Consider the following 21,049-nt stretch of genomic DNA (forward strand, 5'->3'; position numbering starts at 1 on the left):
TTGCCCGCCTATGTTTCCGGACGTGCTCACCACTACGGACACGGTCTCCCTCACCCACCCTCTGGACTCCGCCGCCCTGCGCCGCGCGGCGACGCCACTCACCGTCAGCGTGGACGCCGGGGTCCGGGCGCGGCTGGACCGCGGCCGCCGGTTCCTCCACGGCCTGCGGCACGGTGGCGATTCCCCCCGGATCTACGGCGCCACCACCGGATTCGGCGCACTCGTGGGGTACGCCGGCCGTCCCGACGAGGCGGACCAGTGCGACAACACCCTGGCCCACCTCGGGGCCGGTCAAGGACCGGACCTGCCGCACGAGATCTGCCGCGCCGCCCTCCTGCTGCGCACCTGGTCCCTCGCCCAGGGTGTTTCCGGTGTGTCCGCAGAGGTCGTCGACCGGCTCGCCGCGATGTTCGCCACGACGTTCTCGCCCGCCGTCCCGCGCTACGGCTCCGTCGGGGCGAGTGGTGACCTGATCCCGCTCGCCTACGCCACCCAGGCCCTGCGCGGCCGGGGGCACGCCTACGTGGACGGCCGCCGCATGCCGGCCGACGAGGCACTGACCGCCGCCGGACTCCGTCCGCTCGCTCTCGACGGCCGCGACGCGCTGGCCCTCGTCAACGGCACCTCCGTCACCACCGCGGCGACGGCACTCGCCCGCGACACCGTCCGCACGGCGCACCGTTCCCTCATGGCCCTCACCTGTCTGCTGGCCGACACCCTCGGCTGCGAGCCCGGCTTCCTCGACGGGGACCTGCTGCGCGTCTACGGCCACACCGGCGCGATCGACGTCGGCGCGCGGATGCGGCGGACGCTCACCGGCATCGACCCCTCCGGCACCCGGCCGCTGCAGGAGCCGTACAGCATCCGTTGCGCCCCGCAGTTGCTCGGCGCCGCCGAGGACGCGCTGCGCTACGTCGACGGTGTGGTCGCCGCGGATCTCGGCGGCGTCAGCGACAACCCGCTGCTCTTCCCCGACGACGACGCGGAGAAGGGAAAGGTGGTGCACGGCGGGAACTTCTTCGGGCAGCCCGCCGCGTTCGCGGCCGACCTGCTCGCCTCTGTCACCGCCCAGCTGGGCAACCTCGCCGAACGCCAGCTGGACCTGCTGACGGACCCGGCACGCAACGGAGGGCTGCCGCCGATGCTCGCCACCGAACCGGGCCTGCAGCACGGTCTCCAGGGCGTACAGCTGGCGGCCACCGCGTTCGTCGCGGAGATCCGCCGCAACGCGACCCCGGCCGGGATGCAGAGCCTGCCGACGAACCTGCACAACCAGGACGTCGTACCGTTCGGCACCCAGGCCGCCCTGCGCTCCTACGACATGGCGGAGCTGCTCGTCCTGCTGTCCGGCTCCCTCGCGCTCGGTCTGCGCCAAGCCGTCCACGTCGGCGCCCGCCGTCCCACCGCGCCCCGGTGCGCGGAACTCCTCGACGCTCTCATCGAGGTGATCCCCCCGGTCGAGCCGGACCGTCCGCTGGACGCGGACGTCCGCGCCGCGGCACGCCTGCTCGCCACGCGCGAGTTGCCGTGACCGGACCCGCCGGGGCCGGGACGCCGGGCAGGGGCTCGTACTCCGGCAGCCGGATGACGAACCGGGCGCCGTGGCCCGGACGGCCGGTGGCGGTGACCGTGCCCCGGTGGCGCGTGACGACCTCCCGCAGCAGCGCGAGCCCCAGCCCGTACCGTCCGCCGTCGCCGCCGCCACGGTGGAATCTCTGGAACAGTTGTTCCACCGTGGCCGGGTCGAAGCCGGGCCCGGTGTCCGTGACGGCCAGCCCGACCATGCCGGCGGAGCGCGACAGCGTCACCTCGATCCGCCCCTCGGCCGGGGTGTGGCTGATCGCGTTGGACAGCAGCTCACCGACGGCGCGACGCAGCGCGGACTGTATGCCGTCGACGAAGAGGGGGCGCGGGGGGCCGTCCACGACGACGGTGAGGCGCCGGGCCCGCGCCCGGTCCGACTCCTCGGCCACCACTGCCCGGGCCAGCGCGGCCAGATCGACCGGCCGGCGTTCCGACGGCCGTGCCGGGCCTGCCGCGAGGCTCGCGGACAGCAGCAGGTCGTCGAGCACCTCGCCGAGCCGGCCGGCCGAGGTGACCAGCCGGGCCAGCCCGTCGCGATGCGGGACCGGCAGATCCTGGTCAGCCGCTTGCCGGGCCAGCACCTGCGCCCGCGTGTGCACCTGGGTGACGGGGGTGCGCAGCTCGTGACTGGCGTCCGTGACGAACTGCTGCTGCCGGGTGAGGGCCTCCGCCAGCGGGGCCACGGCCCGCCGTCCGAGGAGTGCCCCGGTGACGGCCGCGGCGAGCAGCCCCACCAATTCGGCCACACCCAGCGCGAACCAGAGATGGTTACGGTCGGCCAGCTGGAAGCGCAGGTCGAACACCGCCTGCACCACGTCCCCGTCCGCCCGGAGCTGCGTGCGCACCAGGTAGACCGTGTGGTTGCGTTCCACGGTGCGTTCCACCGCCTCGTGGGTGCCGCGCACCCGGTTCAGGTCGGCGCGCAACGGGAATCCGTCCGGGGCGTTGGACAGCGGGGCCACGCCGGGCGCGTACAGCCAGGTGCAGACCGGCGGGCTGGTCAGATCGCCGTAGCCCGCGCCGTAGCGCAGCTCACGCCACACCTGATCGTTCTGTGCGTGCACCATGACCGTGTGCGCGATGCCGCCGACGACCGTGATCAGCAGCGTGATGATCGCCCCGGTGATCACGGCGATCCGCAGCCGCGCCCGGCGCACCGCCGCCCACTCGGTGGGAGCTGAGGGCCTCACAGTGTCCCCAGCCGGTAACCGAGACCGCGGACCGTGCGCACGACCTGCCGGCCGAGCTTGCGGCGGAGGTAGTAGACGTAGGTGTCGACGATGGACGACGCGGGCGCCTCCTGGAACACCAGCCGGCGCAGCTCCGCCCGCGAGTGCACGGTCGCGGGGCGTGAGGCGAGCACCCACAGCAGCGCGAACTCCCGGGCCGCGAGGGCTACCTGCTCGCCACTGGCCAGCTCGACCTCGCGGCGGCCGACGTGCAGGTGTCCCGATCCGATCCTGAGGACATCGGTGGCGTCGAGCGCCCGCCGGCACAACGCCCGTAATCGGGCGCTCAGTTCGTCGAGCTCGAACGGTTTGACGAGGTAGTCGTCGGCACCGGCGTCCAGCCCGTCGACCCGGTCGTGGACCGTCCCCATCGCGGTCAGCAGCAGGACCGGCGTCCGGACGGCGCGGGACCGTAACCGGTTCACGAGGTCGAGGCCGTCGAGCGCCGGCAGGCGCCGGTCGACGACGAGCACGTCGTACTGCCGGGAGAGGCCGAGGTGCAGGCCCCGCTGGCCGTCGGCCGCGACGTCGACGGCGTACCCCTCGTCGCGCAGTATGCCGGAGAGCATGCCGACCAGCTCCCGGTCGTCTTCGACCAGCAGCAGCCGCCAAGGATCCCGTGCGTGTCTCCGCGTCACAGTTCTCCTCCCCTCGCCCGCCCCGCAACCCCTGTCAACGCCCCTGTACGGGAGGGGGTTCCCGGACGGTTGAGGAGGCGGCCGAACAAGGAGCGGGCCGGGGGAGGGACGTGGTGGCGGACCGTGCGGGCGGACGGGCGCGGTACGAGGGGACCGGCCGCGAGCCGCACCGCCGAAGAGCCGGGCGATCGGCCGTTCGGTCCGAGCACGGCGGCACCGGGCCGGCGGTGCTCCGGGCCACCCGAACGTATTGCCGGGAAAACCGCTTTTCACAGGGCAGTGTCCTCCAACCGGTGTACCCCGTTGTCACCACGTACAAGCTGTGAGTTACCGGTGAAGGTGATGAAGATGGCGCACATGGCGAATGGGTGCAGGCGCGTTGTGTTGACGCTCTGCTGCGGCCTGATGGTGGCGGGCGCGGGCGGGACGGCTCACGCGGACAGCAACGACAATCTGGCCGACCCGCCGATGAAGTGCGGTTCGGGGCTGCTCTCGGTGAGCGGTGAGGGGCAGTCGTGCGTCACGGACCAGCACGTCGACCAGCAGATGGTCAAGCACCACAGCAAGAGCTTCGACGTCGTCGACTTCGCCGACGTGATCACGCCGCTCGACGGCCTGCTGCCCTGAGGCTTCCGTCTTCCCCCGCGTCCGGCCGGAGAAGCCGGGGCGGGTGTTCCCGTTCAGTTCAGGAGTTCATCGATGCGTACCCGTCAGTTCGTCGGAGCCGCGGCCCTGGCCGCGGGGGTGCTGGTGCCGGCCGCCGCAGGAGTGGCCGCGGCGGACACCAACATCAACACCCACAGCCCGTCGATGCTGTGTGACACCGGACCAGCGGCCGCCACCACCGCTCACAGTTCGTGCGAGGCACGGCAGAGTGTGAAACAGGGCGTGCTGAAGACCCACACCGAGGACGTCGATCTGGTCAACCGGCTCGACGTCGCCGTCCCGGCCGCCCTGGGGGCCTGAGATGACGGCAGGACGTTCCAGGGGCGTGATGCGTGCGGCCGGCCTGTCGCTGACGGCGTTCGCCGCCGTTCTGGCGAACGGGACGGAGGCCGCGGCCGACTCCAACCAGACCGAGCAGAAACCGGTGATGCTCTGCAACATCGTGCTGCTCTCGCCCGGCGCCCAGGTCGGCGACGGATGCCAGGCCCTGCAGGCCAGCGGGCAGAGCATCGTGAAGGAGGACAGCGTCAGCCACACGCTGGTCGACTTCATCGGTGTCCGTCCGAGTCTGTTGTGACGGAGCGGTCCGGCCGGCCGGCGCCGGCCGGACCGGGACCGGCCGGGGGAGTGCCTCCGGCCGGTCCCGGCGGGCCGTCCGGCCGGTCAGGACGCGGGCGGGGCGCAGGCCCGGACGGTGTCCCAGGCCCGGCGGACGGTCGTCTCGTCGGCGTACGGGGACCCCAGGGCGGCGCGGAGCACCGGCCGGCCGTCCACGGTGGCGGGAGTGCACAGGACCTCGGGTTTCCCCGCGAGACGACGGGTGACCTCACGGGTCGACTCGTCGGTCTCCGCCCGGAGCACGACGAGCCCCAGCCGGTGGGCCACGAGACGGAAGCCGGGCTCCCGCTCGACCAGCGAGGCGAGCAGGGCGGCGAGCCGGATGTCGCGCCGGATCACCTCCCGCAGTTCCTCCAGCCCGTGAGCGCGCAGGACGTACCAGAGTTTCAGGGCCCGCATCGGGCGGCCGAGCGGCACCTGCCAGTCCTTGAAGTCGACGACCTGCCCCGAGTCGGTGGCGTCGTTGCGCAGGTAGGAGGAGGTCGCGCCGAGGGCGTCGGTCAGGTCCTTCCGATCGGCGACCCACAGGACGTCGCAGGGGATGCCGGTGCGCAGCCACTTGTGCGCGTTGACGGCGTAGGAGTCCGCGAGTTCCGAATCCGCGTCCTCGACCCGCAGTTCGGGGCAGAGCGCCGCACTGCCGGCGTAGGCGGCGTCGACGTGCAGCCAGACGCCGCGTTCCCGGCAGACGGCGCCGATCCGGGGCACCGGGTCGATGGCGCAGGTGGCGGTGGTGCCCACGGTCGCGACGACGGCGGCGGGCACCAGACCCGCGGCCCGGTCGGCGTCGAGGCGGTCGGCCAGGGCGACGGGGTCCATGACGTGCGTGCCGGGGACGGTCGGGACGAGGACCGGCTCGCCGGCGCCGGCGATGCGGACCACCTTGGCCACACTGTGGTTGGCCTGGTCCGTGCAGTAGACGCGCAGCCGGCCCTCCGTCCCGTGCTCGCGCCACCGGCCCCGGGAGGCCCGGTGCAGGGCGGCGGCCACGGCGACCAGCGCGGCCGACGACGCCGAGTCCTGGATCACGCCGCCGCCCTGCCCGGACGCGTGCGTGAAACGGGACGGAAGCCCCAGGGCGCGGACGAGCCAGTCGCACACCCGCTGTTCCAGTTCCGTGGCGGCGGGCGACGTCGACCACATCATGCCCTGGACGCCCAGGCCCGCCGTGACCAGCTCGGCCAGGACGGAGGCGGGCGAGTTGTTGGCCGGGTAGTAGCCCAGGAAGTTCGGGTGCTGCCAGTGCATCAGCTGCGGCACGATCGTGTGCCAGGTGTCCTCGAGGATGCCGGCCAGGTCCTCGCCCCGCTCGGGCGCCGTCTCCGGGAGTGCCTTGAGCGTGGTGCCCGGCGGACCGGGCGGCACCACGGGGAGTTCGCAGGAGGCCAGGGACCGCCAGTGGTCGGCCAGGCGGCCCGCCGCGTCAGCCGCGGCGGTCCGAAAAGCGTGCTCGTTCATGTGCGGAAATTAGAGGCGCGACAGCCCAGGTCCACACCCGATGGAGTCATGATCACTCGTACGAGCCCCGTGTGGCTGCCCCCGCCCGAACTGCTGCCCGACGCCCGTTCGGCACTCCGCGGCGCGGCGGAGAGGCAGCCCGCCCCGGGCGACGGCCTCGGGCCGGTGCCCGGCTCCGGTGCCGCCCTCCGTCCCGGGGACGCCGAACCCCTCGCGGACCCCAGGGAAGCCGTGTACGACGCGCACTTCGGTGTGGCACGTACCTCCCGCGACCCGGCGGACACCCTGCTGCGGGCACTGCTGCGGACCACCGCCGAGGCGAGTGCCTGGGTCTCCGCGAAGGACCGGGCCGCCCTGCACACGGCACTGGCGGTCTGCGGGGCGAGCGCGCCCGCCCCCGCCGGCGCACCGCCCGTCCCCGCCGGCGCACCGGCCGGGACCGCGACGGTCCGCTGGAGGGCGGGGCACCGGCTGTTCCTCGCGCTCACCGCGGTCACCGTCGTCGCCCTGCGGGACGCCACCGCCCGACCCGTGGGACGTCACCCCGGACCGGCCGCGACCCGGGACGCGGCCGTCCTGCTCCGGGCGAGTGCGGCCGCCATGGAAGCGACCGCGTCCTTCGCCCCGCACGCCTACGAGACAGAGGTGCGGCCGTCGATGGAACCACCCGAGGAGCGGGACGGCTTCTCCGGACTGTGGTCCGCCGACCACCGGGCCCTCGTGAGGCAGCTGGGGATCTGGGGCAGGGCCCACGCCGAGGCCTGCCCCGCGGGGTGTGTTCCGGGACGTGTCCTCGGTGCCGCCCTGGCGGACGTGCACGCCGCGCACCACGGCATCTGCGCCCGCTTCGTCGGCCGCGGCCCTTCCCTGCTCGGGACCGGCGCCGACGCCTTGCACACCCTGGACCGCCTGGCCGTCTCCCGCGGCAGGCTGCTGCGGCCGGACGTCGCCCCGCCGCCCGTGCCGCGCCGCCGCGAAGCCGTCGACCACCGGAGGAACTGATCGTGCGCCCGAACGCCACGCCACCCGCCCGGCCCCGGCCTCGGCCCGGGCCCGCGCCCGTCGCCTTCCCGTCGGTACGGGAACCGGAGGGTCCCCGCCCGGTCACGCTGGAAGGCGTCGCGGCCGACGAGGGAACCGCTCGCCTGGAACGGCTGGCCGACGAGATCGTCTTCCTCGACCGCTCCGCGTTCCTGCCGGCCACCTGCCGGCCCGCCACCGGACTGGTACGGCACGAGCCCGTCTCCCCGCTGCTGACGGCCCCGCCCCCGCCGCGGCCCGCACACCGCACCGGTGCGCGGACGGTCGCCGTCGCCTTCGCCCCCGAACACGGTGACCACGCGCGAGCCTGGGCCGGGCAGCACGGCTGCCCCCTGCTCGCCCCGCCCGCCGGCATCACCGCCCGCGCCTCCGACAAGATCGACTCGTTGGAACTGCTGGCCGAGGCGGGTGTCGCCGTCCCCGAGCACGTGGTCGTCCCGGCGGACCGGCAGCCGTCGGCCGCCGCCCACTGGCCGGACGGCTGGGACGCCGCGGTGCTCCAACGTCGGGAGAACAACCTGGCGGGCCGCGGCACCGTCCCCGTCGACACACCGGACGCGCTGCCCGCGGCCCTGGACGCGTGGGCCGGCCACACCCTGCGGCTCAGCAGACGCGTGTCCGGACTGCCGCTGACCGTCAGCGCCTGCGCGGGAGCGGACCGGACCGTCGTCTCCGCCGTCTCCCACCAGCTCGTCGGCCTGCCCGAACTGACCCCGGGATGGGGCACCCACTGCGGCAACCAGCTCCTGGACGACACCGACCTGTCCGCGCCGCTCCTCTCCCGCGTCCGGGACACCGCCCGCGCCGTCGGCGACGTGCTGCGACGGCACGGCTTCCGGGGCGTCTTCGGCCTCGATCTCGTCGTCGGCGACGGGACGCCCGTGGTCATCGAGATCAACCCGCGTTTCCAGACGGTGGCCTCCCTGGCCCAGGCGGCCGAGACCGCCGCCGGACTGCTGCCCCTGCTGGGGCTGCACGTGCTGGCCTGTCTGCTGCCCGAACTGCCGCCCGTCCGCGCCACGACGCGGCCGGTGCCGCGGCTCGCCCAGCTCGTCGTGCACGCCCGGCGGCCCGGAAACGTCACGGGCCTGCCTCGCCCCGGTCACTACCGGCTGACAGGAAAGGGGCCCCTCGAACTGCTCGGACCGCTCGAGGGGACCGGCACGTTCGAGGAGACGGCTCTCCCGGATCCCCTCCCACGGCAGGAGGCCGGGACGGCCCTGCTCTGGCCGCACGCCTCCCCGGGCCCTGTGCTGCCCGGCGACGAACTCGCGCTGGTGCAGACCGGCCACCACCTCTGCGACGTGTCCCCGCGACCCGCCCTCGGCCCCTGGGGCCGGTCCTGGACCGAACGACTCCTCACCCAGGAGATCCGAACCACGACAGGTGATCCCGTATGACCAGCGACACCCCGTCCACCGGCACAGGCCCCCCGGTCGACGCCTCCCCGGCCGGGGGGCCTCCGGTCGGCGTCTCCCCGGACGCCGGCCCGGTGCCGTCGGCCCGCTCCGCGAGCGGCGGTGGGACCGCGCACCCTCACCGCCCCGGTGGGACCTCGCACCCCTACCGCCCCGGTGAACTCGCCCTGTCCGCCGAGGAGATGCGGAACGCCGGCCACCATGCCGTCGACCTCGTCGTCCAGCGGCTGTGCACGGTGGCGGACGGCCCGCCGCACACCGTCGCCGATCCCGCCCGGCTCGCGGCACTCCTCGACGAACCGCTGCCCGAGGACGGCGGCGACCTGACCGGACTGCTCGACCACCTCGCCCACGACGTACTACCGCTCGGTATCCGGTTCGACCACCCCCGCTGCTTCGCCTTCGTGCCCACCACCGGTAACTATCCCGCGGTCCTCGCCGACCTGCTCTCCACCGCCCACCTGAGCGTCCCCGGCGCGTGGCTGGTCGGTTCCGGCCCCACCCGCGTCGAACTGACCGCCCTGGACTGGCTGAAGGAGCTGCTGGGCCTGCCCGGACACTGGGGCGGCCTGTTCGTCAGCGGCGGCTCCGTCGCCAACCTCACGGCACTCGCCGCAGCCCGCGACCACCACCTCGACGGTGATCCCGTCGGCGCCCGCCTCTACTGCTCCACCCAGGCCCACCCCTCCGTCGCCCGCGCCGTCCACCTGCTGGGTCTCGGCCGCGACCAGCTCATCGCCCTCGAACCCGACGCCTGCCAACGCCTCGACCCGCGGGGCCTGGCCGCCCGGATCGACGCCGACCTCACCGCCGGCCTGCGTCCCTTCGCCGTCGTCGCCACCGTCGGCACCACCAGCACCGGCGCCGTCGACCCCGTCACGGACCTCGCGCGGCTCTGCCGCCGTCACGGTCTGTGGCTGCACGTCGACGGCGCCCACGGGGCGGCGTTCGCCCTCTCCGAGCGCGGCCACGACCTGCGCGACGCCCTGGGGCACGCCGACTCCCTCACCTTCGACCCGCACAAGTGGCTGTTCCAGCCCTACGAGACCGGCTGTGTCCTCGTCCGGAACCCGGAGCTTCTCCGGGCCACCTTCCGGATGGCCCGCCACCACCTCGACACCGGATACCTCCACCCCGCCGAGGCCCGTCACGACGAGGTCAACCTCGACGACCTCGGCCCCCAGCAGTCCCGTGGCCTGCGCGCCTTGAAGGTGTGGCTCTCGCTCAAGACCTTCGGCGCCGCGGCCTTCCGCCGTGCCGTCGAGCACGGCCTGCACCTGTCCGACCACGCCGCCGCCCGCATCACCGCCCACCCCGACCTCGACCTCACCAGCACACCCGGCCTCGGTATCCTCACCTTCCGCTGCCGGCCCCCGGGCTGCCCCGTCGACCCGCCCGCCGTCGACCGCCTCCAGCAGTCCGTCAGCGACGCCGTCCGTGCCACGGGCCAGGCACTGCTGCTGACCACCCGCGTCCAGGGCCGCACGGTCCTCAGGATGTGCACCGTCAACCCGGCCACCACCACGTCCGACATCGACACCGCGCTCGACCTGGTGGTCCGGGCGGGGCGGGAGGCGCTGAGGGGGCAGCCGCCCGGAACGGCGCTTCGGGCGGCCAGTGCCGTCAGGAAGCGGGAGACCATGCCGTAGGCCGCGACCGTGGCGACCGCTTCCACGGTGCCGGTCTCACCGGACACAGGTGTTCGGGTGCCCTCGGCGGTGTACGGCTCAGGCGTCACCTCCGGCTGGCCCAGGCGGTGAGCGCGGGGCGGTCAGCGCTTGAGATCCATCTCCTCGACGCGGGTCTGTACGGTCCGGCCGCTCTCCCAGGCGTTGGCGCCCGGGACCACTTCCGGCATGGGGATGTCCGCCCGGTTCCGCCGCTTGCGGGACGTGGAGATGCCCAGCCTGTCGTCCCGGGCCCGGATCATCTCGTCCGAGGCCTGCCCGTCCTCGGTGAAGCCCATCATCAGCTGCGGGATGCCGTAGGGGAAGTCGTCCCGGTCGTACTGCCAGGTGTGGAAGGTCTTGCCGTAGGTGGTCACGAGGTCCTCGAAGTAGGCGTGCTCGGCCAGGTCGGGGATGCCTGGGGCGATGAGGCTGCCGGACTTCACCTCGTAGTGGTGGCTGTGCCACAGCCGCTTCTCGTCCTCGGGCAGGGAACGGAAGCGCTCCTCGCTGATGATGTACTCGATGCCGATCAGACGGGCGTCGGGTGCGTTCCGGTCGAAGATCACGCACTGGTGCAGGTCGTGCCGGAGGTGGATGCAGAAGTGCGTGGCCTCCACCTGGCGGCCCATGTCGTCGGCGTACATGTGGAAGCCGTTGAGGTAGGTGCTCATCGCCTCGACCGGGTACTTCGTCTGCACCGCGCCGGCCGCCAGGTCCAGCGCGCGGTGCTTGAGCGGGTGCCCCTTGCCCACCTTGCTGATCGTGGCCGCCTTGCGGCCGAGCAGGAGACCGGCCGCGGCCGTCAGGCCTGCCGCGGCACCGATCGCGGCGGACGCGGCCGGTCCTCGGCCGGAACCGTGCGAACGGCGGGTGCCATGTATGGATGCCATGGGCGGCGAGTGCCCCGTGCCCCGAGGCCGTAACGGGCCGCGCGGCGGGCGGGCCCGGCCGCCGCTTCGAGGGGCGACACGGCCGGGCTACAGTGGGCCCCATGAGCCGCTGGACGGATTTGGCAGGGAAGACATCCGGAGAGGACTACGCCGCACGGTTCGAGACCCTGGCCCGCAGCGGCGAGGACGTGCACGGCGAGGCGCGGTTCTGCGCGGCCCTCGTGCCTCCCGGGGCGCGGGTGCTGGACGCCGGGTGCGGCACCGGGCGGGTCACGATCCGGCTCGCGGAGCTCGGGTACGACTGCGTCGGGGTGGATCTTGACGCGTCGATGCTGGCAGTGGCGCGGAAGCAGGCGCCGGCACTGCCCTGGTTCCAGGCGGATCTGGCCGAGTTCGACCCCGCCCGGCTCGGCCTCGAGGCGGGCTTCGACCTCGTCGTCGCCGCGGGCAATGTGATCCCGCTGCTCAGTTCCGGCACGGAGAGCACGGTGGTCGAGCGCCTGTCCGCCGCCCTGCGCCCGGGCGGCCTGATGGTCGCGGGCTTCGGCCTGGACGAAGCCCACCTGCCCGTGCCGCCCAGCCTCACGCTGCCGGAGTACGACGACTGCTGCGCCGCGTCCGGCCTCACCCTCGTCGACCGCTTCGCCACCTGGGACGCCGACCCTTACGACGGGGGCGGTTACGCCGTCAGCGTCCACCGTCGGTGAGCAGGGGCCGGACAGCTCGATCACCGCGTCCGCCGGGCGGCCCGGCGGCTCCTCGCACAGTCCGGCGGAGACCTCTGCGTACTTCGCGGGCGCCGGGATGCCGGGATCAGGGTGAGCGGTTCCTTCAGGGGCGGAAGGTGCGGCGGTAAGTGTCGGGCGGGACACCGACGGTGCGCTGGAAGTGGCGGCGCAGGGTGGTGGCGGTGCCCATTCCGGCGGCCTCGGCGACGGTGTCGACGGTGGCATCGGTGGTCTCCAGCAACTCCTGGGCGCGGCGGATGCGTTGGGTGTGCAGCCACTGCAGGGGCGTGGTGCCGGTGAGGTGCCTGAAGTGGCGGGCCAGGTGGCGTGAGCTCAGACCGGCCCGGCGGGCGAGGTCCTCGACGGTGAGGGGCTGGTCGAGGCGTTGGAGGACCCAGGGGAAGAGCTCGCCGAGGGGATGGTTGCCCGGCTCGGGGACGGGCGTGGCGATGAACTGGGCCTGACCGCCGTCGCGGTGCGGGGGGACGACCAGGCGGCGGGCGACCTTGTTGGCGTTGGCCGAGCCGTGGTCGAGGCGGACCAGGTGCAGACACAGGTCCATGGCGGCGGCCTTGCCCGCCGACGTGAGGACGTCGCCGTTGTCGACGTAGAGGACGTCCGGATCGATGGTGGCGGCCGGGTGCCGCCGCGCCAGTTCCCTGGTGTGGGCCCAGTGCGTGGTGGCGCGTTTCCCGTCGAGCAGGCCAGCGGCACCGAGGACGAAGGCGCCGGTGCACAGGGAGGCCACCCGAGCACCCGCCGCGTGGGCCGCGCGCACCGCGTCGATCAGTTGCGCCGGTGGTTCGCGGTCGGTGTCGGCCCAGCCGGGCACGACCACGGTGTCCGCCCGCGGGAGGTGGTCGAGCCCGTGGTCGGGCTCCAGGTGGAAGCGGCCGACGCGCACCGGGCCGGGTCCGCAGAGGGCGAAGTCGTACCAGGGGTCCACGACATGAGTCAGGTCGGCTCCGAAGACCTCGAGGGCCACGGACAGTTCGTAGTGGAGCATGCCGTCGGTGACGGCCAACGCGATGCGGGGCATGTCCGAAAGTGTATGGGGCATGTCGTTTCCGACGATCGTGCGAGTCCCGTCGAACGGACAGGATGTGGGTGTCAGACCGCCGGCGGATCGACGTCGCAGCGGACGATCGAGTACACGGGAGCAGTCTCATGGAGACAGGCCGGCTGGTGGCGGTTTTCGGCGCGTACGGTCACACCGGACAGTTCGTGGTCGCGGAGCTCGCGGCGCGCGGGTTCACTCCGGTGCCGTCCGGGCGCAACACACGGGCGTTGGGCGAACTGGCCGACGTACACGGGCTGGAAGCCCGGGTGGCGTCGGTCGACGACCCGGCCTCGCTGGATCTGGCCCTGGCCGGCGCGGTGGCGGTCATCAACTGCGCCGGCCCGTTCGCCTCGACCACCGGCCCGCTGATCGAAGCCGCGCTCCGGGCCAGGATTCCGTACCTGGATGTGGCCGCCGAGATCGAGGCCAACCTCGACACCTTCGCGCACTTCCGCGAGCGGGCCCGGGACGCGAGAGCGGTGATCGTCCCGGCCATGGCCTTCTTCGGCGGCCTCGGCGACCTGCTGGCCACCGCGGCGATGGGTGACTGGACCTCGGCCGACGAGGCCCGCATCGCCTACGCGCTCAGCGACTGGCGCCCCACCGCCGGCACCCGGCTGTCGGGCGCGGTCTCCCGCGAGCGGCGCGGCGACTTCCGCCTGCGCTACCGCGGCGGACAGTGGGAGCGCCGCACCGATGCCGCGCCCACTGTGCAGTGGGCCTTCCCGGAGCCGGTGGGACGCCGACCGGTGGTCGCGGAGTTCACCATGGCCGACGTCGTGACCGTCCCCCAGCACCTGGCCATTCCCGACGTGACCACCTACATGAACGTCGAGGCGACCCGCGACGTCACCGCCCCGGACACACCGGCCCCGACCGCCGCCGACGAGAGCGGCCGCTCCGACCAGACCTTCCTCGTCGACGTCGTCGTCCGCTCAGGGGGCACCGAACGCCGGGCCACAGCCGCCGGTCAGGACATCTACGCCATCACCGCGCCCCTCGTCGTCGAAGCCCTCGACCGCGTCCTCACCGGCCGCACCAAGGCCGTAGGCGTCACCTCTGCCGGCGAGATGTTCGACGCTCCCGACTTCCTACGGGCGCTCGCCCCCCGTATCGCGTTCGATCCGCACCCCCAGAAGCTGATCGCCTGAGCTCACCGGACAGGGCAGTCACTTCTCATGACTCCGGACAAGCGTGCCTCCAGTCCCGGACGCGAATCCCCCGACTCCATGGTGCCGATCGCGTGGCCGAGGGGGAGGGGAGGGGCTGAGTCTGTGGCTGGGACGCGCCGCCACCGGCGAGTTGGTCGCCGTGGCGGTGATCACGTCGTGGTCGCAGGACCTGCGCCCCGTCCGACCGCCGGGTCAGCCACGCCCCCGGCGGACCAGCCGCTTCAGCAACGGCCACGCCAGCAGCAGCACGATCACGGCGTACACCGTCACCGCGAACGGCGTGTTGACCAGGCCCGTCACGCTGCCGTCGCTGATCTGCAGGGCCCGGCGCAACTGCTGCTCGGCGTTCGGGCCGAGGATGACGCCGATGACGGCCGGCAGGATCGGCAGGCCGTAGCGCCGCATGCCGAAGCCGACCAGGCCGATGATCAGCAGGGTCACCAGGTCGACGACCTCGCCGCCGACGGCGTACGCGCCGACCGCCGCGAAGAACATGATCCCCGCGTAGAGGTACGGGCGCGGGATGCGCAGCAGCTTGGCCCACACCGGTGCCAGCGGCAGGTTGAGCGCGAGGAGCAGCACCATGCCGACGAAGAGGGAGGCGATCAGGCCCCACACCAGCTCTGGTTCGCGTTCGAAGAGCAGCGGGCCGGGCTGGATGCCGTACTGCTGGAAGGCGGCCAGCATGACCGCCGCGACCGCCGTCGTCGGCAGACCCAGGGTCAGCATGGAGACCAGCGTGCCCGCCGCCGAGGCCGACGCCGCGGACTCCGGGCCGGCCACACCCTCGATGGCGCCCTTGCCCCACTCGTCCTTGTTCTTGGACAGGCGCTTCTCCGTGACGTACGACAGGAAGGTGGGGATCTCCGCCCCGCCCGCCGGGATCGCGCCGAACGGGAAGCCGATGAACGGGCCGCGCAGCCAGGACTTCCAGGTCCGTTTCACATCGGCGCGGCCGAGCCAGGGGCGGCCCACCGGGATCGGCTCGGCCGCCCCGCGCCGCAGGTGGGCCGCCACCCACAGCGCCTCGCCGATCGCGAACAGGCCGACCGCCACGATCACCACGTCGACGCCGTCGGCGAGTTGGAGGGAACCGAAGGTCAGCCGCTGCTGTCCCGTCATCTGGTCCAGGCCCACCAGGCCGATCGTCAGACCGATCAGCAGCGAGGCCAGGCCTCTGACCCGCGACGAACCGAGCACCGACGTCACGGCGATGAACGCCAGCACCATGATGGCGAAGTAGTCCGGCGCGCCGATGTCCACCGCCAGGTCGGCGACCGTCGGCGCCAGCGCCACCAGCAGGATCGTGCCGATCATGCCGCCCGCGAAGTGACCGATGGCGGCGGCCGCCAGCGCCTGGGCGCCGCGCCCCGCCTTGGCCATGGGGTTGCCCTCCATGGCCGCGACCACGGCGGCGCTCTCGCCGGGCGTGTTGAGCAGGATGGAGGTGGTCGAACCGCCGAACATCGCGCCGTAGTAGATGCCGGCGAACATGATGAACGCGGCGACCGGATCGAGCCCGTACGTCACCGGCAGCAGCAGCGCCACCGCCATCGCCGGGCCGATGCCGGGCAGGACGCCGATGGCCGTGCCGAGCAGCACGCCCAGGGCGGCCCACAGGAGGTTGAGCGGGGTGAGGGCCGTACCGAAGCCGTCCATGAGGGAGTTCAGGGCGTTCATGTCAGAGCACTCCCATCAGCGGACCGCCGGGCAAGGGCACTCCGAGCAGCTTGTCGAAGACGACGTAGGTGAACAGGGACAGCACCGCGGCGATCAGCGGATCGCGGTCCACGCGGCGACTGCCGAGGGCGAAGGCGGCACCCCAGAACAGCAGCGCCCCGGCGACGGGGAAGCCGGCCGGCTCGATCAGCACGGCCGCGCCGAGGAAGATCCCGGACAGCAGCAGCACCGTGCGCCAGTCGGCCGGCTCGGACAGGTCGATGTCCTCGCCGCCCTCGGCCTCGCCCCGGCCGCCGCGCAGGACGTCGACGGCGAGCAGCGCGGCGATCAGCAGCAGCCCGACGCCGACCGCGATCGGGACGGTCTTGGGGCCGACCGGCCCGCGCTGCGTGAGGTCGACGTCCATGGTGAGCGCGTCGGTCAGGACGAGCGCGCCGAGCGCCAGCAGCAGTACGCACACGCCCAGTTCGGAGTGGTCGCGCAGCCACGCGCGCCGGCCCGAGGCCGTCCGCGTGGTGGGTTCGGTCGTCGGCGTCGTCACAGTCCCAGCTCCTTCAGTACCGACACCACACGCTTGTCCTGGGCGTCCAGGAACGCGCCGAACTCCTCGCCCGTCAGGAAGGCGTCGTCCCAGCCGTTCTGGTCCATCGACTTCTTCCATTCCGGGGAGTCGTGCAGTTCCTCGGCCAGGCGGACCAGCTTGTCCCGTTCCGCCTCCGACAGGCCGGGCGGGGCGACGATGCCGCGCCAGTTGGTGAAGTCCACGTCGTAGCCGGACTCCTTCAGCGTCGGCGCGTCCTTCAGGTCGTCGACCCGCTCCGGGCCGGTCACCGCGAGCACCCGCAGCTCGCCCGCCTTGATCTGGTCCAGGTACTCGCCGACGCCGGAGACCCCGAAGCCGACCTTGTTGCCGAGGATCGAGGCGAGCAGCTCGCCGCCGCCGTCGAAGGGGATGTAGTTGACCGACTTGGGGGAGATCCCGGCGGCCTGCGCCATCAGCATCGGCGCGAGATGGTCGGGCCCGCCCGGCGACGAACCGCCGCCGACGGGGATCTTGCCGGGGTCCTTCTTCCAGGCGGTGACCAGCTCGTCGATCGTCTTGTACGGCGAGTCCTTGCCGACCACGACGACGTCCTGCTCCTCGGTGAGCCGCGCGATCGGCGTGGTGTCGGCGAGGGTCTTGGGCGCGTGGTTGGAGCGGACGGCGCCGACGACGCCGAGGCCCATGGACATGGCGAGCTTGCCGTTGCCGTGCTCGCTCACCAGCCGGCTCAGGCCGACGGTGCCGCCCGCTCCGGGCAGGTTGAACACCTCGATGTTGTGTGTGAGCCCGGCGTCCTCGGCGTTCTTCGCGGCCGTGCGGGCGGTGATGTCGTATCCGCCGCCGGGCGTGTTGGGAACCATGAAGCGCAGGCCGGGGATCTGCGTGCCGGTCTCGGAGTCGCTGCCCGTGGAGAGCAACGGCGGTCCCGCGAGCACGAGCACGGCGGCCCCGAGCAGGGCAAGGGGGGTGCGCAGGCGCACGTATGACACCACCTGTCGGTTGGGTAGAGCGGTACGGGGGGAGCCCTGTGGGGGAGGGTGACGTGGGCCACATGGTGCCCGTGCGGCGGCGCCCTGTCTTCCTTCCGGAACCAAGGGAGGTTGTGGTCATTGCGGTCGCCGGTGGGTCGCCGGTGGGTCGCCGGTTCGTTGCGAAGACAGCACATCTCTTTCTTTCGCCGCAGGTGGGCGCCATGATGGCGACCCGGCACACCCGCCGGTCGTCCCTGCCCCGTCCCCCGTCCCCGCCTGCGTCCGCCGTCCCGCGCCCCCGTCTTCCGCCAGTCGAGATCGAGTCCGCCGTGGCCCCCACCTTCCGCCGTCAGACCCTCGCGGGCGAGATGCTGGTCCTCCAGCTCGCCATCGTCGTGGTGGTCCTGCTCGCGGTCGCCGCCGTCTCGCTCGCCCAGTCCAAGGCCACCTTCAACCGCGTCGAGGGCCGCCGGGTCGCCGCCCTGGCCGAACAGCTGGCCGCCACGCCCCTGGTCCGCAGCCAGCTCCTGCGCCCCGTGCCGCGGGAGGCCCTGGCCCCTCTGGTGAACTCCACCCAGACCCAGTCCGGGGTCACCTCGGTCACGGTGGCCGACGCCGACGGCCGCGTCGTCAGTTCCACCGACCCCACGATGATCGGCGGCCTGCTGCCCCGTGGCGAGGGTGCCGTCGGGGGACGCGGCTGGTCGGGCCCGCTGACCGTGCAGGGCGGCCGGGAGCTCGTCGCCCAGGTCCCGGTGCTCGGCGCCACCCGCCAGACCCTCGGCCGGCACCTCGGCACGGTGATGGTCGGCGAGGCCGACCCGACGGTGTGGCAGCGCCTCAATGGCGCCTCCTCCTACCTCCTCGCCTACCTCGGCATCGCCAGCGGCCTGGGCGTGGCCGGCTCCTGGCTGCTCGCCCGGCGCGTCAAACGGCAGACCCTCGGCCTGGAGCCGCGCGAGATCGCCGGGCTCGCCGAGCACCGGGAGGCCATGCTGTACGGCATCGCCGAGGGCGTCGTCGCCCTCGATCCGCAGCACCGGCTCACCCTGGTCAACGAGATGGGCCGGCGCCTGCTCGGCCTGCCCGCCGATTGCGTGGGCCAGAGCCTGGACGGACTCGGTATCGACGGAAGGCTGCGCGACGTCCTGGCCGGTGCCACGGCGGACACGGCCGAGCCGCGCGACGAGGTCGTCGTCCGACACGGCCGGGTCCTGGTGATGAACCGCATGACCGTCAGCAAGGACGGCCGGCCGCTCGGCTCCGTCACCACCCTGCGCGACCGCACCGAACTCGCCCGCCTCGAACGGGAGATCGGCTCCTTCCGCAGCACCTCCGAGCTGCTGCGCGCCCAGGCCCACGAGTTCGCCAACCAGCTGCACACCATCTCCGGGCTCATCGAGATCGGCGAGCAGGACGAGGTGGTGCGCTACATCCGCGCGCTCAACCAGCGCCGCCAGTCCCTGGACGTCACCCTCAGCCGCCGGGTCCGCGACACGGCCGTCGCCGCGCTGCTGACGGCGAAGTCCTCCCTCGCGGCCGAACGCCGGGTCGCCCTGCGGGTATCGGACCGCACGGCCCTGGACCGGCTCGCCCCGGAGGACGCCGCGGACGTGGCGACCGTGGTCGGCAACCTCGTCGACAACGCCGTGGACGCCGCCGCGGCGCCCGGCACCGACCACGAGGCGTGGGTCGAGGTCGAGCTGAGACAGGACGCCTCCAGCGTGGAGATCGTGGTCCGCGACTCCGGGCCCGGCGTGGCGCCCGAACTGGCCCGTGAGGTCTTCTCCCACGGCTTCACCACCAAGGCCGCCCGGCAGGGCGAGCGCGGTATCGGCCTGGCGCTGACCAGGTTGGTCTGCGAGCGTCACGGCGGTGAGATCTCGGTGACCAACACCCCCGAGGGGGCCATGTTCACCGCACGCATGACCGTCAGCCACCTCACCGACGCGGTGGCGGAAGGAGCAGCACCATGACGGGTAGGAGCGGCACGGCCGACGCGACCGGTACGACCGGTACGGTCCACGCGGCGGCTACGGCGGGCCGGGCTACTACGACGGGTACGGTCCACGCGGCGGCTACGGCGGGCCGGGCTACTACGACGGGTACGGTCCACGCGGCGGCTACGGCGGCTACGGCGGCTACGGCGGCTGTGACGGCTACGACCGCTGCGACGGAGGCCGCGCCCCATGTCGCCGGCGCCGTGATCGGCGTGCTCGTCGTCGACGACGACTTCATGGTGGCCCGGGTCCACCGGGCCTTCGTCGAGCGCGTCGCGCCCTTCCGGGTCGTCGGGGTCGCCGGTACCGGGGAAGAGGCGCTCGCCGCCGCCGGGGAACTGCGTCCCGACCTCATCCTGCTCGACCTGTACCTGCCGGACGTCTTCGGCCTCGACGTCATCCCCCGGCTGCGCGCCGCCGGCCACGACTGCGACGTCATGGTCGTCAGCGCGGCCAGGGAGGCGGACGCGGTGCGCGGCGCCGTCCGGCACGGCGTGGTCGACTACCTCCTCAAACCGTTCGACTTCGAGGACCTGCGGGTCCGGCTGGAGCGCTATGCGGCCCAGCGGGGCCGGCTGCTCGGCACGGTGGTGCGCAGCCAGGCCGACGTCGACCGGGTACTGGCGGGAGCGGCGGCGCCGGCCGCCGCGGTCCCGGCGCTGCCCAAGGGCATGAGCGTGGAGACCGCCGAGCTGGTGGAACGCACGCTGCGTGAGGCCGACGGCACCCTGTCCGCCAGCGAGTGCGCGGCCCGCACCGGCGTCTCCCGGGTGAGCGCCCGCCGCTACCTGGAGTACTTCCACACGGTCGGCAGCGCGGAGGTCTCCCTGCGCTACGGGGTGGCGGGCCGCCCCGAGCGCCGTTACCGTTTCCGGGGCGCGGTCACCGGCCTGGCGCTCCCGCCCGCAGTCCGTCCATGACGAAGTCCAGGAACCGGGTGACCCGCGGCTGCCAGTCCTCGTCGGGATCGATCAGCCAGAGACCGCCGATGACGAGGAAGAAGTCGTCCGCGGAGACCCCGGGCCGGATGGTGCCGGCCTCCTCGTTGGCGCGCAGCAGGAGCCGGGCCGCCTCCATCACCGGGGCGGGGCCCGGTTTCGCCGGCCCGCCGGGCGCGCTGGTGACCAGCCGGATCGCGTCCGCCAGGCCGGCCTTGGTCATGGCGAACCGGGCGAGGTGGTCCATCCACTCACGCAGGGCCTGCTCGGGCTCCCGCGTGGCCAGCAGCTGGGGTGCGGCATCGGCCACCTGTCGCATCTCGTAGCGGTAGACCTCCAGGACGAGAGCCTCCCGGTTCGGGAAGTTGCGGTAGAACGTGCCCTGCCCGACGCCCGCCTTCCTGGCGATGGCGCTCAGCGGGGCGTCCGCGCGGCGCGTCAGTTCCTCGGTGGCCACGTGCAGGATGCGCTCGCGGTTGCGCAGGGCGTCCGAGCGCAGGGGAGTGTCCTTCTGGTCCCTGTCCGGCTTCTCGTTCTCCGACTGAGGCACTGTCTTCCTTCCGGATTCGTGGCCGAATCCCGTCCTTGCTAAGCGGACAGCTGTCCGTTACGTTTCCAGTGAGCGGACAGTTGTCCGGTTATTCGCCCACTCTAGCGGCGGATACGGCCGGCGGACCCGGCCACGCACGAATCCCACCGCCTCCAGCCCGTTTTCACTGTCACCAGACACCAAAGAAGGCTGAT

General features: G+C 73.1%; 20 protein-coding genes. 11 read left to right on the forward strand and 9 right to left on the reverse strand.

All coding sequences use genetic code 11. The annotated features are described in order from the left end of the window. The first annotated feature begins 22 nt into the window (after positions 1-22). Positions 23-1,531, forward strand: coding sequence for an HAL/PAL/TAL family ammonia-lyase (locus ACP4J0_RS13625; protein ID WP_426598916.1), 1,509 nt, complete (start codon positions 23-25; stop codon positions 1,529-1,531). On the opposite strand, the gene ACP4J0_RS13630 is transcribed toward ACP4J0_RS13625, so the two are convergent. Both ACP4J0_RS13630 and ACP4J0_RS13635 read right to left on the reverse strand, forming a co-directional pair. Then, entirely contained in the window at positions 1,437-2,774 is a 1,338-nt protein-coding gene (locus ACP4J0_RS13630) for a sensor histidine kinase (protein WP_426598917.1), read from the reverse strand. The two genes, ACP4J0_RS13625 and ACP4J0_RS13630, sit on opposite strands and share 95 nt — an antisense overlap. After that, positions 2,771-3,451 (reverse strand): response regulator transcription factor, encoded by a 681-nt coding sequence (locus ACP4J0_RS13635; protein WP_426598918.1) that lies wholly within the window; start codon positions 3,449-3,451, stop codon positions 2,771-2,773. The genes ACP4J0_RS13630 and ACP4J0_RS13635 overlap by 4 nt, the downstream gene beginning before the upstream one ends. A gap of 357 nt (positions 3,452-3,808) precedes the next feature. Here ACP4J0_RS13635 and ACP4J0_RS13640 point away from each other — a divergent pair, with 357 nt between their 5' ends. The 3 genes from ACP4J0_RS13640 to ACP4J0_RS13650 all read left to right on the forward strand — a co-directional run bounded on the left by ACP4J0_RS13640 (position 3,809) and on the right by ACP4J0_RS13650 (position 4,694). Further along, the gene (locus tag ACP4J0_RS13640; protein WP_426598919.1) at positions 3,809-4,078 is read left to right on the forward strand and encodes a hypothetical protein; all 270 of its coding nucleotides are present in this window, start codon (positions 3,809-3,811) and stop codon (positions 4,076-4,078) included. A 72-nt stretch (positions 4,079-4,150) separates the two neighbouring features. Further along, positions 4,151-4,417: a hypothetical protein gene (locus ACP4J0_RS13645; protein ID WP_426598920.1), complete on the forward strand. Its 267-nt coding sequence runs from the start codon at positions 4,151-4,153 to the stop codon at positions 4,415-4,417. Position 4,418: 1 nt separating this feature from the next. After that, positions 4,419-4,694 carry a hypothetical protein gene (locus ACP4J0_RS13650; RefSeq protein ID WP_426598921.1) on the forward strand — a complete coding sequence of 92 codons (276 nt, stop codon included), beginning with the start codon at positions 4,419-4,421 and terminating at the stop codon, positions 4,692-4,694. 86 nt (positions 4,695-4,780) lie between these two features. On the opposite strand, the gene ACP4J0_RS13655 is transcribed toward ACP4J0_RS13650, so the two are convergent. Beyond that, a complete protein-coding gene (locus tag ACP4J0_RS13655) occupies positions 4,781-6,193 on the reverse strand; it encodes a pyridoxal phosphate-dependent decarboxylase family protein (RefSeq protein ID WP_426598922.1) in 1,413 nt (470 codons plus the stop codon). 48 nt (positions 6,194-6,241) lie between these two features. Between ACP4J0_RS13655 and ACP4J0_RS13660 the strand changes: the two genes are divergently transcribed. Genes ACP4J0_RS13660 through ACP4J0_RS13670 form a run of 3 tightly spaced genes read left to right on the forward strand, consistent with a single transcriptional unit; the run spans position 6,242 to position 10,301 of the window. Next, entirely contained in the window at positions 6,242-7,195 is a 954-nt protein-coding gene (locus ACP4J0_RS13660; protein WP_426598923.1) for a hypothetical protein, read from the forward strand. Between the two features lie 2 nt (positions 7,196-7,197). Further along, a complete protein-coding gene (locus ACP4J0_RS13665; protein WP_426598924.1) occupies positions 7,198-8,634 on the forward strand; it encodes an ATP-grasp domain-containing protein in 1,437 nt (478 codons plus the stop codon). Further along, positions 8,631-10,301: a pyridoxal phosphate-dependent decarboxylase family protein gene (locus ACP4J0_RS13670; RefSeq protein WP_426598925.1), complete on the forward strand. Its 1,671-nt coding sequence runs from the start codon at positions 8,631-8,633 to the stop codon at positions 10,299-10,301. The genes ACP4J0_RS13665 and ACP4J0_RS13670 overlap by 4 nt, the downstream gene beginning before the upstream one ends. Positions 10,302-10,423: 122 nt before the next feature. Here the strand turns inward: ACP4J0_RS13670 and ACP4J0_RS13675 are convergent, their stop codons facing one another. Continuing rightward, the gene (locus ACP4J0_RS13675; RefSeq protein WP_426598926.1) at positions 10,424-11,212 is read right to left on the reverse strand and encodes an OBAP family protein; all 789 of its coding nucleotides are present in this window, start codon (positions 11,210-11,212) and stop codon (positions 10,424-10,426) included. A gap of 101 nt (positions 11,213-11,313) precedes the next feature. Between ACP4J0_RS13675 and ACP4J0_RS13680 the strand changes: the two genes are divergently transcribed. Then, positions 11,314-11,919 carry a class I SAM-dependent methyltransferase gene (locus ACP4J0_RS13680; RefSeq protein ID WP_426598927.1) on the forward strand — a complete coding sequence of 202 codons (606 nt, stop codon included), beginning with the start codon at positions 11,314-11,316 and terminating at the stop codon, positions 11,917-11,919. Between the two features lie 124 nt (positions 11,920-12,043). On the opposite strand, the gene ACP4J0_RS13685 is transcribed toward ACP4J0_RS13680, so the two are convergent. Continuing rightward, complete coding sequence (locus ACP4J0_RS13685) at positions 12,044-12,979, reverse strand: helix-turn-helix domain-containing protein (protein ID WP_426598928.1); 936 nt, start codon at positions 12,977-12,979, stop codon at positions 12,044-12,046. Positions 12,980-13,107: 128 nt separating this feature from the next. Here ACP4J0_RS13685 and ACP4J0_RS13690 point away from each other — a divergent pair, with 128 nt between their 5' ends. After that, a complete protein-coding gene (locus ACP4J0_RS13690) occupies positions 13,108-14,151 on the forward strand; it encodes a saccharopine dehydrogenase family protein (RefSeq protein WP_426598929.1) in 1,044 nt (347 codons plus the stop codon). 213 nt (positions 14,152-14,364) lie between these two features. On the opposite strand, the gene ACP4J0_RS13695 is transcribed toward ACP4J0_RS13690, so the two are convergent. Genes ACP4J0_RS13695 through ACP4J0_RS13705 form a run of 3 tightly spaced genes read right to left on the reverse strand, consistent with a single transcriptional unit; the run spans position 14,365 to position 17,376 of the window. Further along, positions 14,365-15,852 (reverse strand): tripartite tricarboxylate transporter permease, encoded by a 1,488-nt coding sequence (locus ACP4J0_RS13695; RefSeq protein WP_426598930.1) that lies wholly within the window; start codon positions 15,850-15,852, stop codon positions 14,365-14,367. A gap of 1 nt (position 15,853) precedes the next feature. Next, entirely contained in the window at positions 15,854-16,393 is a 540-nt protein-coding gene (locus ACP4J0_RS13700; protein ID WP_426598931.1) for a tripartite tricarboxylate transporter TctB family protein, read from the reverse strand. Then, a complete protein-coding gene (locus ACP4J0_RS13705; protein ID WP_426598932.1) occupies positions 16,390-17,376 on the reverse strand; it encodes a Bug family tripartite tricarboxylate transporter substrate binding protein in 987 nt (328 codons plus the stop codon). Before ACP4J0_RS13705 ends, ACP4J0_RS13700 begins: the two co-directional genes overlap by 4 nt. Before the next feature lie 320 nt (positions 17,377-17,696). Between ACP4J0_RS13705 and ACP4J0_RS13710 the strand changes: the two genes are divergently transcribed. Both ACP4J0_RS13710 and ACP4J0_RS13715 read left to right on the forward strand, forming a co-directional pair. Then, entirely contained in the window at positions 17,697-19,343 is a 1,647-nt protein-coding gene (locus ACP4J0_RS13710) for an ATP-binding protein (protein ID WP_426598933.1), read from the forward strand. Between the two features lie 176 nt (positions 19,344-19,519). Next, positions 19,520-20,287 (forward strand): response regulator, encoded by a 768-nt coding sequence (locus ACP4J0_RS13715; protein WP_426598991.1) that lies wholly within the window; start codon positions 19,520-19,522, stop codon positions 20,285-20,287. On the opposite strand, the gene ACP4J0_RS13720 is transcribed toward ACP4J0_RS13715, so the two are convergent. After that, positions 20,250-20,855: a TetR/AcrR family transcriptional regulator gene (locus ACP4J0_RS13720; RefSeq protein ID WP_426598934.1), complete on the reverse strand. Its 606-nt coding sequence runs from the start codon at positions 20,853-20,855 to the stop codon at positions 20,250-20,252. The genes ACP4J0_RS13715 and ACP4J0_RS13720 overlap by 38 nt on opposite strands. Positions 20,856-21,049: the final 194 nt, after the last annotated feature.

This window comes from Streptomyces sp. WG7 (assembly GCF_049975785.1).
In the GTDB taxonomy this organism is placed as follows: domain Bacteria; phylum Actinomycetota; class Actinomycetes; order Streptomycetales; family Streptomycetaceae; genus Streptomyces.

What these genes read in the sequence shown, in the direction of transcription:
- ACP4J0_RS13640 (WP_426598919.1), top strand. Translation starts at nt 3,809, where the DNA reads ATGGCGAATGGGTGCAGGCGCGTTGTGTTGACGCTCTGCTGCGGCCTG.
- ACP4J0_RS13645 (WP_426598920.1), top strand. Translation starts at nt 4,151, where the DNA reads ATGCGTACCCGTCAGTTCGTCGGAGCCGCGGCCCTGGCCGCGGGGGTG.
- ACP4J0_RS13650 (WP_426598921.1), top strand. Translation starts at nt 4,419, where the DNA reads ATGACGGCAGGACGTTCCAGGGGCGTGATGCGTGCGGCCGGCCTGTCG.
- ACP4J0_RS13655 (WP_426598922.1), bottom strand. Translation starts at nt 6,193, where the DNA reads ATGAACGAGCACGCTTTTCGGACCGCCGCGGCTGACGCGGCGGGCCGC.
- ACP4J0_RS13660 (WP_426598923.1), top strand. Translation starts at nt 6,242, where the DNA reads ATGATCACTCGTACGAGCCCCGTGTGGCTGCCCCCGCCCGAACTGCTG.
- ACP4J0_RS13670 (WP_426598925.1), top strand. Translation starts at nt 8,631, where the DNA reads ATGACCAGCGACACCCCGTCCACCGGCACAGGCCCCCCGGTCGACGCC.
- ACP4J0_RS13675 (WP_426598926.1), bottom strand. Translation starts at nt 11,212, where the DNA reads ATGGCATCCATACATGGCACCCGCCGTTCGCACGGTTCCGGCCGAGGA.
- ACP4J0_RS13680 (WP_426598927.1), top strand. Translation starts at nt 11,314, where the DNA reads ATGAGCCGCTGGACGGATTTGGCAGGGAAGACATCCGGAGAGGACTAC.
- ACP4J0_RS13685 (WP_426598928.1), bottom strand. Translation starts at nt 12,979, where the DNA reads ATGCCCCGCATCGCGTTGGCCGTCACCGACGGCATGCTCCACTACGAA.
- ACP4J0_RS13690 (WP_426598929.1), top strand. Translation starts at nt 13,108, where the DNA reads ATGGAGACAGGCCGGCTGGTGGCGGTTTTCGGCGCGTACGGTCACACC.
- ACP4J0_RS13695 (WP_426598930.1), bottom strand. Translation starts at nt 15,852, where the DNA reads ATGAACGCCCTGAACTCCCTCATGGACGGCTTCGGTACGGCCCTCACC.